Below are 12,688 nucleotides of genomic sequence, written 5' to 3'. Positions count from 1 at the left end.
ACCGGCGGCCTCACGGCGCCGGCCTTTTTTCGGGTGAACGGCCGGCCTTTTTTCGGGTGAACGATGGAGTGTCAGTCGTCGTTGCGCTTGGAGCCCAAGAGGTTGGCCGCGACCACGGCTGCGAGAACACCCGCCGTCAGCAACGGCTGGGCGCGGATGAGGCCTATACCGGCGGCCGCAAGCGATTCCAGCGCCTGTCTGCGCTCCGCCGCACGGCGCGCTTCCTGCGCATTGATCACCATCATGATAACGAGGACGACGATCGCGATCAGCAGCGCTGCTGCAGCCAGGAATAGCGCCGCGCCTATGGGTCCATAAATGCCGGAGAGCCATATCGCGCCGGCAACGACGGCGAGTGTATAGGCGGTCAACAAGAGTACGACGGCAATCGCCACGAAAATACCGTTGCGCTTCGTCCGCGCAACGGTTCGGTGAACACTCGTGCCTACCAGCAGGCTGAGGAGCGAAAAGAGCATCTCGTCTCCTTAACGGCGGGCAAGGAGGGCGAGGACAAGCCCGAAGGCTGCCGCCGCCCCGATGGTGGCTACAGGGTGCCGGCGTACCGTGTTGCGCACTTCATGCGCGCCGCGTAGGTAACCCTCCTGCAATTCGTGGATCAGGTCCTCGCTGCGGGAGAGTAGATCGTCGTAGCCGGCTGCTGCCTGATAGCGAAGTCGATCACCCGACTTGCGCGATTGCTTTCCAGCGATCTTCGTCAGGGCCGCGATGTCGTCGCGAAGAGTTTCGATCTGCTCTTCGATGGTGGATTCAATGTTGTGAAGCGTGCCGCCATTGCGCCGGCTGCGGAGGGGGTGGAGGAGCGAAGAGGCCACGATTTTCTCCATCGGTAAGGCGCGCTCTGACGCGGCCTGGTTCAACACAGGGCCGCCGCCGAAGGTTGCATGAAGATTGTCGCCCGGCAATGACCCACATCATCAATTGCTTAACGCGGCCGCTTCTCAAAAGTTCCGCTACGCTGGATTGTATCAGGTCTGAACTGCACTGTGGGCAAGGACGAAGGGTGTGCCGTCCGCTGGAACCTGGTTGATCCGCAGGGCACAGCCAAAGACGGTTTCCATGGTCTCATCCGTCAGCACGTCGCGGACGCCACCAGCCGCAGCCACTTGCCCTGATTTCATGAGGATCATCTCGTCGGCGAAGAGCGCAGTCAGGTTGAGGTCGTGCATGACTGCGATGACGCCGCCGCCAGCTTCGCAGAATTTGCGCGCCAATGTCATGATGGTCAACTGATGGCTGATGTCGAGGCTCGATACCGGCTCGTCGAGCAGGAGCCAGCACGGCTTTCCGTCGATGACCGGCTCGGCGATCTGGCACAGAACGCGGGCGAGCTGTACGCGCTGCTGCTCACCGCCCGAAAGCTCCTGATAGAAGCGTCCTTCGAAGCCCTCGAGGTCGACAGCCGTCAGTGCATTGGCGGCAATCTGTTCCACTTTATCAGGGTTACGATTGACGCCAGTGGTCAAGCCCATCCGGACCACTTCGCGCACCATGAACGGGAAGGAGATGGTGCTTGCCTGCGGCAGCACGCCACGCATCGTCGCCAGCTGCCATGGCTGCAGCGCGCTCACATCCTGCCCATTGAGGCGAATGGTGCCCGCGTAGGGGAGTTCGCCCGAGACGGCCTTCATCGTGGTCGTCTTGCCTGAACCGTTCGGACCGGCAATCGCCGTCAGCTGACCAGCCCGTGCGGTAAAGCCGACCTGACGAACGATGGTCTTGCCGGAAAGGCGTACGGAAACGCCGGATACTTCGATCATTGCTCGATACTCAAAGGGCAAGGCGTGCGCGATGCCGCAACAGAATCCACAGGAAGAACGGGCCGCCGACGGCCGCCGTAATGATGCCGATCGGCAGTTCGGCCGGCGCGACGATCGTCCTCGCAAGGACATCGGCGAAAATCAGCAACGAGCCGCCGAGAAGGGCGGAGGCTGGCAGCAGGAAGCGGTGATCGGGGCCGATCGACATTCGCAGCACATGCGGAACCACAATGCCGACGAAACCGATGCCCCCACTCACCGCGACCGAAGCACCAGTTGCAGCGGCAACGCTGACGATGGCGATATTCTTCAGCCGCTGGACGGGGACGCCCATGTGAAAAGCCGTCGCTTCGCCGAGCGTGATGGCGTTCAGGCCCCGGGCCATGAACGGTATGGCGGCAAAGGAGAGAAGAATGATTGGCGCTGCGGCGGCAATCTTTGCCCATGTCGCTCCAGCAAGTGATCCCATCCCCCAGAAAGTGAGGTCTCGCAGTTGCTGATCATTGGCCATGTAGATCAAAAGCCCGGTGAGCGCACCGGCAAGCGAGCCGAGCGCGATGCCGGCAAGCAGCATCGTGGCAACCGAGGTCTGGCCGTACCCAGTTGCGATCCGGTAGAGCAGCCACGTGCTGGCGAGGCCGCCGCAGAAGGCTGCGATCGGCAGTGCGTAGATGCCGAGCAGCGTGTAGAGCGGTGCGGCAAAGGTGCTGGCGAGCACGATGATCACCACTGCGCCGAGACTGGCCCCTGAGGACACGCCGACAAGTCCAGGATCGGCAAGCGGATTGCGGAACAGGCCCTGCATGATGGCGCCCGAGACGGCAAGCGATCCACCGACCAGGAAACCCAGGATCGCGCGGGGCATGCGGATATCAAAGATGATGATCCGATCGCGTGCGTTCAGCGCATCATCTGAACCGGCCACCTTGGCAATGACGTCGAGGAACGAGGCGTTGGAAGCGCCCGTTGTCACCGAAAACAACAGGGACAGGACGGAGCCGACCGCAAGCAGAACGATCGCCAGCAGGGCGAGGCGGCTGCGATCGCCCGTCCTGTGACGCTCCCGCAGACCTGTCAGCGAAAACATCGCACGCTTCTGTCCCATGGCGTCCTGAAGAGCCATCGTCAGTTCCCGTAGATCGCCGCGTTCAACTCACGGACGGCGCCTGCAGTGCGGGGGCCGAAACCAAGCAGGTGCAGGCCGTCCATACGGAGGATCGCCTTGTTCTGCGCCGCCGGTGTCAGGGCCAGTGCGGGCTGCTTGAGAAGGTCTTCATTGCCAGTACCCGAACCATCGCCGCGGTTCATCATCAAAATGACGTCGGGCTTTGCTTCCACGATCGCTTCGTCGGTCAGCGGCTTGTAGCCGGGGACGTTGCCCACGGCATTGACGGAGCCCGAAAGCTTGATGATGCCGTCGGCGGCAGTGCCGGTACCGGATGCCATGATCTTGCCGCCCTGCATGCTGAGGATAAAGAGGACACGCTTGCGCTCGCTTTCGGGCCGCTTCTTGGCGTCGGAAATCGCCGCGTCGAGGTCTGCGCCGACCCTTTCTTCCAATGCCTTTGCCTTGTCCGGCTGCCCAAGAAGTTCGCCGACGCGGTCGATCTTCGCGAGGATGCCCTCACGCGTATAGGCATTCGGGACGGTCTCGAACGGAACGCTGGCGCTCTTTAGAACATTCAGTGCCTCCGGAGGTCCGGATCCTTCGATGGCGATGATGGCCGTCGGGTTCATCGCAAGGATGCCTTCCGGCGACAGGGCGCGCATGTAGCCGACGTCGGGCAGCTTCATCGCAGCTTCGGGATACATGCTCGTCGTGTCGCGGGCGATCAACCGATCCTGCTCACCCAGCGCGTAGACGATCTCGGTGACGTCGCCGCCGACCGATACGAGGCGCGTCGTATCCAGTTTCTCGGCCGCCAGGGCATCCGAGACGGGAGCCAGCGACAGCACGATCGCCGCCGCCGAAAACGCCAGTGCCCAAAGCCGCTTGTGGCGCGGTTCCTTACGCATCTTCAACCCCTTCTCACGCCGCGACGCTTGTTCCTGTGCGCGGCAGGGTTTCCATGATGGAGCGCCAGTCGTCGCGCTCCTCGGTGCCTTCCTTCCGCTTGCCGAAGAACTGGATGATCATTTCGCCATCGGCATTGTATGCCTCGAGCGAGGTCACATGGCCGTCCTTCGTCGGCTTGCGCACGGCCCAGGTCTCGGCAATGTGATCCTGACGAAGGTGCAAGTGGAAGGTCGGATCGAGAACGTTGATCCACGGACCCATCGGCTGCACGTTGACGATCGGGCCGGAATGGATCTGGACGATTCCGTTGTTGGCCACGAAGCACATGACAGGCAGGCCTGCCTTGACCGAAGCGTGCATCATCTCTGCCGTCGCCGTGTTGTCGAGCTGCCAGGCATAGTCGTCGCCGACAGTGCGGACGGCGACCTGGCGACCGATCTTCAGCTTGCGCAGCATCCCAAAGAACTCATGCGTGTCGGTGAGCTTGCTCCAGTGCTGGCGTAGCTCGTCGCGCGTGACCTCGCCGCTCTCGTTTATCGACGAGGGTGTCGGATCGGCGACGAATTCCTGCGACTGATCCTCAAGCGTCAGATCCCGGACGATGGCGTGATAAGCCTCGACATTCGAGTTCGGGCGAAGATGGACCTTGTGAACTGCGTTTCCAGCCTTGTCGAAGTATTGCAGGCTGAGACGCTCCTGTTCGCCGTCTCTCTTGGAAACAGCAAAGCCGTGCGCCCAGCGATTGGGGAAAATGCGCAAGTCGATGTTTTCCCCAAGGACGATCGAGGCGTGCGGTCCGGCGGTGATGTTTTCGTAAACGCCGATCTTCTCGTGAACGGCGCTTTCGTTGCGAGAAAGGGCCATGACCTCGCCGAGTTCAGCGACCCGCTGCAGAAGCTTCAAAGCGCTGCCATCGATGCGGGTTGCGCTGATGCCAACCTCGGCCGCGACGAGCGCGGCTTCGGAAATCTGAAGCTGAGCCGCGATATCGCGCTCACGCATCTTCGGATTTTCTGCGCGAAATGCGCGAATGTCGGCGGGAGCCGGTTTCGTGGTCTCAGTCATGTCCTAGCCCTACTTATTGAGAATGAGTTTGCCCTGACGGGTGATTTTCATGCGGTAGACCACGCCATCGTGACGGATCATGATCTCGGTCGCTCCGCGAAAAATGTCTGCACTTTCCAAAACGCGCATTTCTGCCGTTGGTTCGCGCTGCAGCGACGCGTGACGAAAGGTATCTGGCTTCTCAACCATCATTGTCGGTCGGTTATGTCCGCTCGATCCGCGGCGCCCAACGCCGGGAAAATCCATAATTATCTTGACTCTCATAGTCATCATTTTTTAATGACGCAATAGCGGAGTTTGCAACTCAAGTTTAGAGTCTAATGATGGAGGAAATAGCAGTGAGCAAGATTGCAGCGCTTTTGACGAGCGGTCTGATCGTGGTTGCGAGTGCGTCACAGGTTCTTGCTCAGGATGCTGCAGCGGCGTCGCCGGCCAAAGCCCTCGAGGTCGAGCTGAACGGCCTCGCGCCCTCGCAGAGGGGCTGCACGATGACCTTCGTTGCGCTCAACAATCTCGCCGCGCCGATCAACAAGATCTCCTTCGAGCTTGCTTTCTTCAACGACAGGAATGCGGTCGACCGGGTGACCGTGTTGGACTTCCGCGATCTGCCGCAAGGCAAGAAGCGCGTGCGCCAGTTCGACATGCCGAACGTCACATGCGAGAGCGTGACGCGCCTGTTGATCAACGATGCGCCGGTTTGCGACGGCCCGGCCACGGGAGAGTGCATGAAGGGTCTTGTCACCCGTTCACAGGTTTCCATTCCTTTCGAGGGTTGAGTGGTTCGCCGGCATGACAGCCGGCGGCTTTCTGTTTCAACGGGCCGAGGCAGGCACAAATGGCAGTTTCAGCAAAATCCAAATCGAGAGTCATTCTCGTTGAGGAGCCGGTCGCCGACAGCGGAATGAACGACAACAATCCCGGCATGCATCCCGGGCATGAATTGTCGGATCTTCGTAACGTGCCGCGCCAGCCGGCCGCCGAGGTCTCCATCCACTACGCCCGCCTGGCATTGATTGAATCCTTCCCGCAGGATCCGCAGAGTGCGAGCAACACCGTCACTGCCGCGCCATCGATGGATGCCAGCGTCGAAAAGGATGAGAGCGCAAGACCACATCAGCGTCATGCGGTGATGGCTTGTCTCAGCTCTCTTGCTTGCCATGTGGCTGTCATCGCGATCCTGGTCGTCGGGTTCGTGGTCACACCTCACGATCCGGTTGAAGAGGCCGGCGAGGTGGTGAGTGTTATTATCCTTGGCGATTCAGAGGCGGACCAGGCGGCCGCAGGCGAAAAAGCTGAAGAGCCACCGCCTGAGGAGATCGTGGCCGAGACCGTTCAGACGCAGACTGTGCAGCCGACTGCGATGATGCCGACGGAGACAGAGCCCAAAGAACCGGTGGCTGTTGCGCCGGCGCAAGAGGTCACGCGCGTTTCCCCGGAAAACGTCGTTGCCGCGCAATCCGAAGTCCTGACCTCGCTATCGCCTGCCGAGACATCCGTGGTGCAGCCGATGGCGACCGAAGTGCCGCCGGAGGTTCCTGCCGAGACGCCTCCCGTTGCCCAGGCCGCACCGCAGGAGGTTAAGCCGGTCCAGCCGATGGAAACAGCGGCGGTCGCTCCGCAACCGGATAAGCCGACGCTTGAACCCAAGCCGAAGGCGCAAAAGCCTGTCAAAAAGCCGGTCGAGAAGAAGGAGCCGTCTAAGAAGGCAAAACCATCTGCGGGGTCGGGCGGTGAAAACAAGCAGGACTCCAAGAAGGGATTGGTGGACGGAACGGAAACGGCAACGTCGAGCCAGAACTCGCGCGGCGCTGGCAACAGCGGCGGTGCAGGTAGTGCGGCTGTCGCCAACTATCCCGGCAAAGTGCGGTCCCGCGTTCTCCGTGCGCTTAGGGTTCCCTCCGCGCTAAAGCGCGAGCCAGCGAGCGTCTCGCTTAGCCTGACAATCGTTTCCTCAGGCGCCTTGAGCAGCGTTAGAGTCGCGCGAAGCTCGGGAAACACGCAGCTGGATCAAGTGACTGTCGATGCCGTCCACCGCGCCGCACCGTTTCAGCCGCTGCCCGCGGGAAAACCGGCTTGGTCGTTTACTCTCCCGTTTCAGGTTGGGGGGCGCTGATAAAATATGACTGTGATAATCAACTTTATACTTTACTCTAAAAATCAAGTTTAATAAGGTCCGCTCGCACACGCAGGGTTCGTGTGACGATCAACGAGCGAACGGGTGGGCAATGGCTCGAAAGACGAAGAAGGGTTCCAACCGCGAAATCCGCGTCAATGCGAATATCGAGACGGTTCAGGAAGCGTCCGGGCGGTCCAAACTTGATGGACGCAGTTTCCTGTATGTCGGCGGACGGGACTGCCAGGTGGCGCATCTTCGCCAGATCGCAAGCAACTTTGGGGCAGAGCTGATCCACCACGACGGTGGTTTGCGCGAGGCCGTCTCCCGCATCGATACCGTGCTTCCCTCGGTCGACTGCGTCTTTTGCCCGATCGACTGTATCAGCCACGATGCCTGCCTGCGCGTGAAGACGGGCTGCAAGAAATTCGGCAAGGCTTTCATCCCGCTTCGAAACGGCAGCAAGTCCAGTCTGGAACGCGCGCTGCAGACAATGAACGAACGAGACAATTCCCGATGAATGAAGAACGCCCTGACGGGGTCATGATGATCGGCCTGCACAAGCTTGCCGCTCAAAGAGGTGACGGCCTTGTGCCGGAGCTTTACGATCTGCTGCTGCGCAATGTTGAGCGGCGGAGAGACTATCCCAACGTGTCGGAGTTTCCGCTCTGGGAGGCACGGATGCCCGGGCAGCAGCCGGAAAAGCCGCTTGGTTTGGAGGCTGCAAACGGCAATAATGTTGTGGCCTGCGCGCCTGAGCGCGCTGGCGTGAAAGGCAAAGGGTAAGGATCCTGCCATGTATATTGCGATGAACCGCTTCAAGGTTGCGATCGGATCGGAGGCATCCTTCGAGGATGTCTGGCGCAATCGCGATTCCAGCCTCTCGCAGGTTCCAGGCTTCGTCGAGTTCCGCCTGCTGCGGGGCAGGACGAATACGCAGGAGGATTACACGCTGTTTTCCTCGCACACCCTCTGGCAGAGCGAGGAGGACTTCGTGAACTGGACGAAGTCCGAAAACTTTCGCGCCGCACACCGCAGTGCCGGTGAGCGCATGGCAATGTACAAGGGGCCGCCGGTTTTCGAAGGCTTCAACGTCGTGGCCGGCATCTGAATGGCCGAGCAGGACCCGGATCGTGTCGAAGTCCTGCCGGTGCTGCCATCGCCGAGACGCTGGCCTTTTATCGTGACGATCTTGGCTTCGACCGGATCATCCACCAGTCTCCAGACTGTCTGATCCTGCGTCGCGACGAGATGGAGTTGCAGCTGGCGCGCGAGCGAGCGCTATGCGAGGCGACGGCCGTCTACTGCGTGGCGGTCGAATTGCCGCGCTGCATGCCGAATAAGTGCCTCTGACCCCGCTCGAGCGACGGCCTTGGGGTATGGAAGAATGCTATATCCATGACCCGCATGGCAATCTGCTTTCGGTTTGAGCGCATACCCGTCAGCTCATCGATCAGCCTCGGCGGATGAAGGCGCCCACCGCGATCGCCAGCCAGCCGAACATCATGGCAAATCCGCCCGTGGGTGCGGCCATCGGAAACAAACCGGAACCCGCATAGCGCAAAGCGACGAGATCGCCGGCAAACAGAAGTGTACCAGCACCTATCAGTATGCCGGCAAGCCATGCGGTCCTCAGCTTCTCGGCGCCGATGGCAAGGGCAAGCAGGGTAGGACCGTGCGCCAGGCACATTGCCGAGGCCGAAGCGACGAGATGCGCGTCGTCGCCGCCATGCGCTGCGGCAGCCGCCAGCGCCACGCCGGCAAAGCCGAACAGGCCGGCAAACAGATAAAGTAGCGGCGCAATACGCGCGTTCAGCGTCATGGCTGGTCCTATTCCTTGTTCTGCATGTGATATGCGAGCCGTTCGATGGGCGGCAGGATGATCTCGCGCAGCTTCGGATTGGCGATGGTTTCCTCAAGTGCGCGGCGAAAGCAGAGCAGCCATTCGTCGCGTTCCACGGGACCGATCTTGGCAACGAAATGTCGGCTTCTGAGGCGTGGATGGCCGCGCTTGTCGGTGTAGAGCGGTGGGCCGCCGAAATACCCTGTCAGGTATTCGTAGAATTTCTCCTGGCTGCCGTCCAGTGATGGCGGATGGACGGCGCGGACATGGTGGGCCTCGGGCAGCGTATCCATCAGCTCATAGAAGCGGTGCGCCAGCGCACGCACGGCCGCGCCGCCGCCAATTGCCTCGTAAAGGGTAATGACTTTTTCCGTCACGGTTACATTCCTCGAAATCCAACTCTTAATGCACTGCGAGGAAGACGACCGCAACCGCCTGGATCAGTACGCGGCAATTCGCCCGTCGCCGGTCTGCCGGTGACAAATTTCTTGACAAAACCGTCTGGACGGTATCTTTTATGGAGATGTCACTCGCTCATCATCGCCGCAAACAGCCTCTCATTGTGCGCCAGCAGTTGCTGGATGTGGCCGCTCGCCTGACGATGGAGCACGGTATGGCTGCTGTGACACTGGATGCCGTGTCCGGCGCCTCAGGGGTCAGCAAGGGCGGACTGTTGCACCACTTCCCGACGAAGAATGCGCTGCTGGATGCCCTTTTCGAAAGCCTCCTGGATCGTTTTGACGCTGATATCAATGATCGCATGCGTGAAGACCCGGTGCCGCATGGCCGTTTCAGCAGGGCCTATCTGCGTGCCGTCGCCGATCTCAGGGAGAGTTCCGACGAGGCGGCCCATTGGGCTCAGGTCACGGTCGCGTTGCTTGCTGAGCCACGGCTTCGGCATCGCTGGCGCGCGTGGGTGCAGGAGCGGACGGAGGAATACGTCGGCACGGATTCGTCCGTCGATGCGCAGATCGTTCGGTTTGCGGCTGACGGCCTCTGGCTTGCCGACATGCTCGGCAGCCATGACAACGGCGGCGATCGGCATGCGCTGATTGCCCGTCTCGTCGAACTCACCAACAAGTAGAGTAGGACCCCGCCATGGCTCCCGCTGTCGTCTACGCGCTGCTCTTTGCTGCGATCGCGCTGGAGGTCATTGGCACGACGGCGCTGCAATTGTCGCAGCAGTTCACCCGCGTCGGGCCGACGGCTGTTCTGGTCATCTGCTACGCTGCCGCGTTCTATTGCCTGTCGATAACGCTGAAGGTCATTCCCGTCGGCATCGCCTATGCAATCTGGAGCGCGCTCGGCATCGTGCTGATTTCCGCTGTCGGCCTCATCTATTTCAAGCAGCGGCTCGATGCGCCGGCGATCATCGGGCTGGGGCTGATCGTCGTCGGCGTGCTGGTGGTCAATCTTTTCTCAAAATCCGTCTCCCATTGATTTCGCCCGCATCCGGGATCATCTGGCGCGCCACCTTGACCCGCTGCGATCCCCCGAATGTCGTCGCGACATTTGACCGCCGCCGCGCGGGCTTGTGAAAAATGGCGCCATATCCATATCTTCTTGAACTTTTCACAGCCTATTCTACGAATTGGACAACCCATGACCGACGGTACCGCTGACGCAGACCTTTCTGAAAATCCATCCGCAACCAAGGGCCAATCCTTTAACACTGCCGGCATCGCGCCGATGGATCGGCCGAGCGCGATCACGCGCTTCTTCATGGGTATCGTCGCATGGGCCGAAAAGCTGAACTTCAGATATGCCGAGCTCGGCAATCCGCCGGTCTATGATACCACGACGTTCCCCTGGGCCGCCGAGATGGAGAAGGCGTGGCCGCAGATCCGGTCCGAACTGGACCGTGTGCTCGTGCGGCAGAGCGAACTGCCGACATTCCAGGACATCTCGACTGACGTGAAGACGATTACAAGTGATAGCGGCTGGAAGACATTCTTCCTCGTCGGGTTCGGTGTGACGTCGCAACAGAACATCAAGGCGTGCCCGCAAACCTGGGAGGCGGTGCAAAAGATACCGGGATTGAAAACCGCCATGTTCTCGATCTTCGAGCCCGGCAAACACCTGCCGGCGCATCGCGGACCTTACAATGGCGTGCTTCGCCTGCATCTCGGCATAATCGTACCGGAACCGTCGGACAAGCTTGCTATCCGGGTGAAGGACCAGATCTGCCACTGGCAGGAGGGAAAAGTCCTGATCTTTGATGATGCTTATGAGCACGAGGCCTGGAACCACACCGACAAGACGCGCGTGGTGCTCTTTGTCGACTTCGTGAAGCCTTTGAAGTTCCCGGCCAGCTTCGTCAATTGGGTGCTGATGAACCTCGCCGTGTTCACGCCCTTCATTCGTGAGGGGCTGGATAAGCACAAGGAATGGGAAAAGAAGTTCTACGCGGAAGCGGAAGCCTTCAGAAACAGACCGCAGAATTAAACGCCGATCGCTGGACGAAAAGAGGCCGGGCCATTTTTCCGGGATCGATCGAGAGCCTCACGCCACAATGCGTCTGGAGTTCACGTCGATGTGGCTGTTTTGATGAGCGCACACGCCTATTCGGCTTGTCCGGGACCGGCCGACAGCGACGCCTGTCAGTTGCTGTTGGCTGCCATCAGCCTGCGCTTCCGGCTTCGTTGCCAGGTAGATCACATGATTGTCTGCTGCATCTGCGAGATGAAGAGCGATTTCCTCTTCCCGCATCCCGCCGCTACCGCGCGACGGACAATATCGGTGACCGCCACTTTACAGACAGCTTCGCATTCTCGCGAGCGTCGCATATCTTCGGCGCTATATTTCGGAGAGCGGATGCTTGTCATGGCCGCAAGGTGCCACAATCAGAGACGTTTTCAACAGGATGCTCATAGAGTGGTTAGCCGGTACGGTTAAGTGCATGAGGCCGGTTGAGACGCGGCCGCCTGGCCGCATCAAAAGGAAAACGGCGGCCGCGCATGCACTCATATGTAAGCGCTCATTTCCATGCGCCTTTTCGCGTTGAGTTCTCTGCCGCATGAAGTGTCCACTTGAAATAGGTGGACACCAAATATGAATGACGAAGAGCAGAAGCTGCGTGTGCGGTTGGTGGGGCGTGATGGTCGGCGGCGCTATGATCCAGGATCAAAGGCGCGGCTTGTTACGGCTTGCCTCCAGCCTGGTGTTTCTATATCAGGCCTTGCGCTTGGCCATGGGGTCAATGCCAACCTTCTACGCAAGTGGGTCAAGGAGGCCAGGGAGGCTGGCTTGTCGGCGGTATCTGCAAGCTCGCCGTTTATCCCGGTCGTCGCAGCAGACGGCAGCCTGCCTGTCGGGATGCGCTCGCTGGATATACCGGTCGCGTATGGTGAAGAACAACCGGCATCACTGGAGAAGACGGCCCATCTGTCAGGTTTTTCCAAAATCAGCGCGTTGCTGCCGAACGGCGTGAAGCTTTCGCTGGAATGCGGTGATGTGGATGCGTTGACGGCGATCATCGGAGCTCTGGGTCATGTTCAGACTGGGCGCTGATATCAAGGTTTACCTGCACCGCGAGCCGATCGACTTCCGGGCCGGTATCAACAGCCTTGCGGTCCTGGTGCAGGAGGTGATGGAGCTCGATCCGTTTGCGCCTGCGGTCTTTGCCTTTTGCAATCGCCGCCGTGACCGGATGAAGCTCCTGTTCTTCGATCGGTCCGGTTTTGTGATGGTGCTGAAGCGATTGTCGGAAGACCGGTTCCGATGGCCACGTCGGGAGATGATGGTGGTAACGCTGACGACCGAGCAATTACACTGGATTCTCGACGGCATTGATATCGACGCGATGGTCCGCCATCCGGTTCGGCAATACCAGATCGCCGGCTGACAGTTCTCGACGTCTGCGGTTGACGGGG

General features: G+C 60.2%; 19 protein-coding genes and 1 pseudogene. 11 read left to right on the top strand and 9 right to left on the bottom strand.

The window, feature by feature from the left end; translation table 11 throughout:
- Positions 1 to 71 precede the first annotated feature (71 nt).
- The 7 genes from WGT02_RS16785 to hemP form a co-directional block, all read right to left on the bottom strand.
- Complete coding sequence (locus WGT02_RS16785; protein ID WP_024315713.1) at positions 72 to 476, bottom strand: hypothetical protein; 405 nt, start codon at positions 474 to 476, stop codon at positions 72 to 74.
- 9 nt (positions 477 to 485) lie between these two features.
- On the bottom strand, positions 486 to 845 hold the full coding sequence (locus WGT02_RS16780) for a YqjD family protein (protein WP_208250573.1): 360 nt from the start codon (positions 843 to 845) through the stop codon (positions 486 to 488).
- Between the two features lie 141 nt (positions 846 to 986).
- Positions 987 to 1,778: a heme ABC transporter ATP-binding protein gene (locus WGT02_RS16775; RefSeq protein ID WP_029710125.1), complete on the bottom strand. Its 792-nt coding sequence runs from the start codon at positions 1,776 to 1,778 to the stop codon at positions 987 to 989.
- Positions 1,779 to 1,788: 10 nt separating this feature from the next.
- On the bottom strand, positions 1,789 to 2,901 hold the full coding sequence (locus tag WGT02_RS16770) for an iron ABC transporter permease (RefSeq protein ID WP_024315715.1): 1,113 nt from the start codon (positions 2,899 to 2,901) through the stop codon (positions 1,789 to 1,791).
- A 2-nt stretch (positions 2,902 to 2,903) separates the two neighbouring features.
- Positions 2,904 to 3,800 carry a hemin ABC transporter substrate-binding protein gene (locus WGT02_RS16765; RefSeq protein WP_208249886.1) on the bottom strand — a complete coding sequence of 299 codons (897 nt, stop codon included), beginning with the start codon at positions 3,798 to 3,800 and terminating at the stop codon, positions 2,904 to 2,906.
- A 7-nt stretch (positions 3,801 to 3,807) separates the two neighbouring features.
- Complete coding sequence (locus tag WGT02_RS16760; protein WP_024315717.1) at positions 3,808 to 4,860, bottom strand: hemin-degrading factor; 1,053 nt, start codon at positions 4,858 to 4,860, stop codon at positions 3,808 to 3,810.
- A gap of 9 nt (positions 4,861 to 4,869) precedes the next feature.
- On the bottom strand, positions 4,870 to 5,052 hold the full coding sequence (gene hemP / locus WGT02_RS16755) for a hemin uptake protein HemP (RefSeq protein ID WP_024315718.1): 183 nt from the start codon (positions 5,050 to 5,052) through the stop codon (positions 4,870 to 4,872).
- Positions 5,053 to 5,183: 131 nt separating this feature from the next.
- Between hemP and WGT02_RS16750 the strand changes: the two genes are divergently transcribed.
- The 6 genes and pseudogenes from WGT02_RS16750 to WGT02_RS16725 all read left to right on the top strand — a co-directional run bounded on the left by WGT02_RS16750 (position 5,184) and on the right by WGT02_RS16725 (position 8,443).
- Positions 5,184 to 5,636: a hypothetical protein gene (locus WGT02_RS16750; RefSeq protein WP_375679393.1), complete on the top strand. Its 453-nt coding sequence runs from the start codon at positions 5,184 to 5,186 to the stop codon at positions 5,634 to 5,636.
- Positions 5,637 to 5,695: 59 nt separating this feature from the next.
- Positions 5,696 to 6,973, top strand: coding sequence for a TonB family protein (locus WGT02_RS16745; protein WP_208249890.1), 1,278 nt, complete (start codon positions 5,696 to 5,698; stop codon positions 6,971 to 6,973).
- A gap of 112 nt (positions 6,974 to 7,085) precedes the next feature.
- Complete coding sequence (locus WGT02_RS16740; RefSeq protein WP_024315721.1) at positions 7,086 to 7,493, top strand: DUF2325 domain-containing protein; 408 nt, start codon at positions 7,086 to 7,088, stop codon at positions 7,491 to 7,493.
- The gene (locus tag WGT02_RS16735) at positions 7,490 to 7,759 is read left to right on the top strand and encodes a hypothetical protein (RefSeq protein ID WP_208249892.1); all 270 of its coding nucleotides are present in this window, start codon (positions 7,490 to 7,492) and stop codon (positions 7,757 to 7,759) included. The genes WGT02_RS16740 and WGT02_RS16735 overlap by 4 nt, the downstream gene beginning before the upstream one ends.
- A 10-nt stretch (positions 7,760 to 7,769) precedes the next feature.
- A complete protein-coding gene (locus WGT02_RS16730; RefSeq protein WP_208249894.1) occupies positions 7,770 to 8,084 on the top strand; it encodes an antibiotic biosynthesis monooxygenase in 315 nt (104 codons plus the stop codon).
- Positions 8,085 to 8,443: pseudogene (locus WGT02_RS16725) on the top strand (VOC family protein).
- Here WGT02_RS16725 and WGT02_RS16720 read toward each other — a convergent pair.
- The gene (locus WGT02_RS16720) at positions 8,427 to 8,795 is read right to left on the bottom strand and encodes a DUF423 domain-containing protein (protein ID WP_024315724.1); all 369 of its coding nucleotides are present in this window, start codon (positions 8,793 to 8,795) and stop codon (positions 8,427 to 8,429) included. The pseudogene WGT02_RS16725 and the gene WGT02_RS16720 overlap by 17 nt on opposite strands.
- A gap of 8 nt (positions 8,796 to 8,803) precedes the next feature.
- Complete coding sequence (locus tag WGT02_RS16715) at positions 8,804 to 9,193, bottom strand: group II truncated hemoglobin (RefSeq protein WP_024315725.1); 390 nt, start codon at positions 9,191 to 9,193, stop codon at positions 8,804 to 8,806.
- Positions 9,194 to 9,339: 146 nt separating this feature from the next.
- On the opposite strand from WGT02_RS16715, the gene WGT02_RS16710 reads away from it, so the two are divergent.
- From WGT02_RS16710 to tnpB, 5 genes are all read left to right on the top strand, one after another.
- Positions 9,340 to 9,900, top strand: coding sequence for a TetR/AcrR family transcriptional regulator (locus WGT02_RS16710; protein ID WP_208250575.1), 561 nt, complete (start codon positions 9,340 to 9,342; stop codon positions 9,898 to 9,900).
- Between the two features lie 14 nt (positions 9,901 to 9,914).
- Complete coding sequence (locus tag WGT02_RS16705) at positions 9,915 to 10,256, top strand: SMR family transporter (RefSeq protein ID WP_024315727.1); 342 nt, start codon at positions 9,915 to 9,917, stop codon at positions 10,254 to 10,256.
- 162 nt (positions 10,257 to 10,418) lie between these two features.
- Complete coding sequence (locus WGT02_RS16700) at positions 10,419 to 11,261, top strand: aspartyl/asparaginyl beta-hydroxylase domain-containing protein (protein ID WP_024315728.1); 843 nt, start codon at positions 10,419 to 10,421, stop codon at positions 11,259 to 11,261.
- A gap of 606 nt (positions 11,262 to 11,867) precedes the next feature.
- Positions 11,868 to 12,326 carry a transposase gene (locus WGT02_RS16695; RefSeq protein WP_208245161.1) on the top strand — a complete coding sequence of 153 codons (459 nt, stop codon included), beginning with the start codon at positions 11,868 to 11,870 and terminating at the stop codon, positions 12,324 to 12,326.
- Positions 12,307 to 12,660 carry an IS66 family insertion sequence element accessory protein TnpB gene (gene tnpB / locus WGT02_RS16690; RefSeq protein ID WP_208245162.1) on the top strand — a complete coding sequence of 118 codons (354 nt, stop codon included), beginning with the start codon at positions 12,307 to 12,309 and terminating at the stop codon, positions 12,658 to 12,660. The genes WGT02_RS16695 and tnpB overlap by 20 nt, the downstream gene beginning before the upstream one ends.
- Positions 12,661 to 12,688: the final 28 nt, after the last annotated feature.

The organism is Rhizobium sp. T1470, from assembly GCF_042140505.1.
Lineage (GTDB): Bacteria > Pseudomonadota > Alphaproteobacteria > Rhizobiales > Rhizobiaceae > Rhizobium > Rhizobium favelukesii.
Note: the sequence above shows the minus strand (reverse complement) of the source record. Positions and strands in the feature narration are given on the sequence as shown.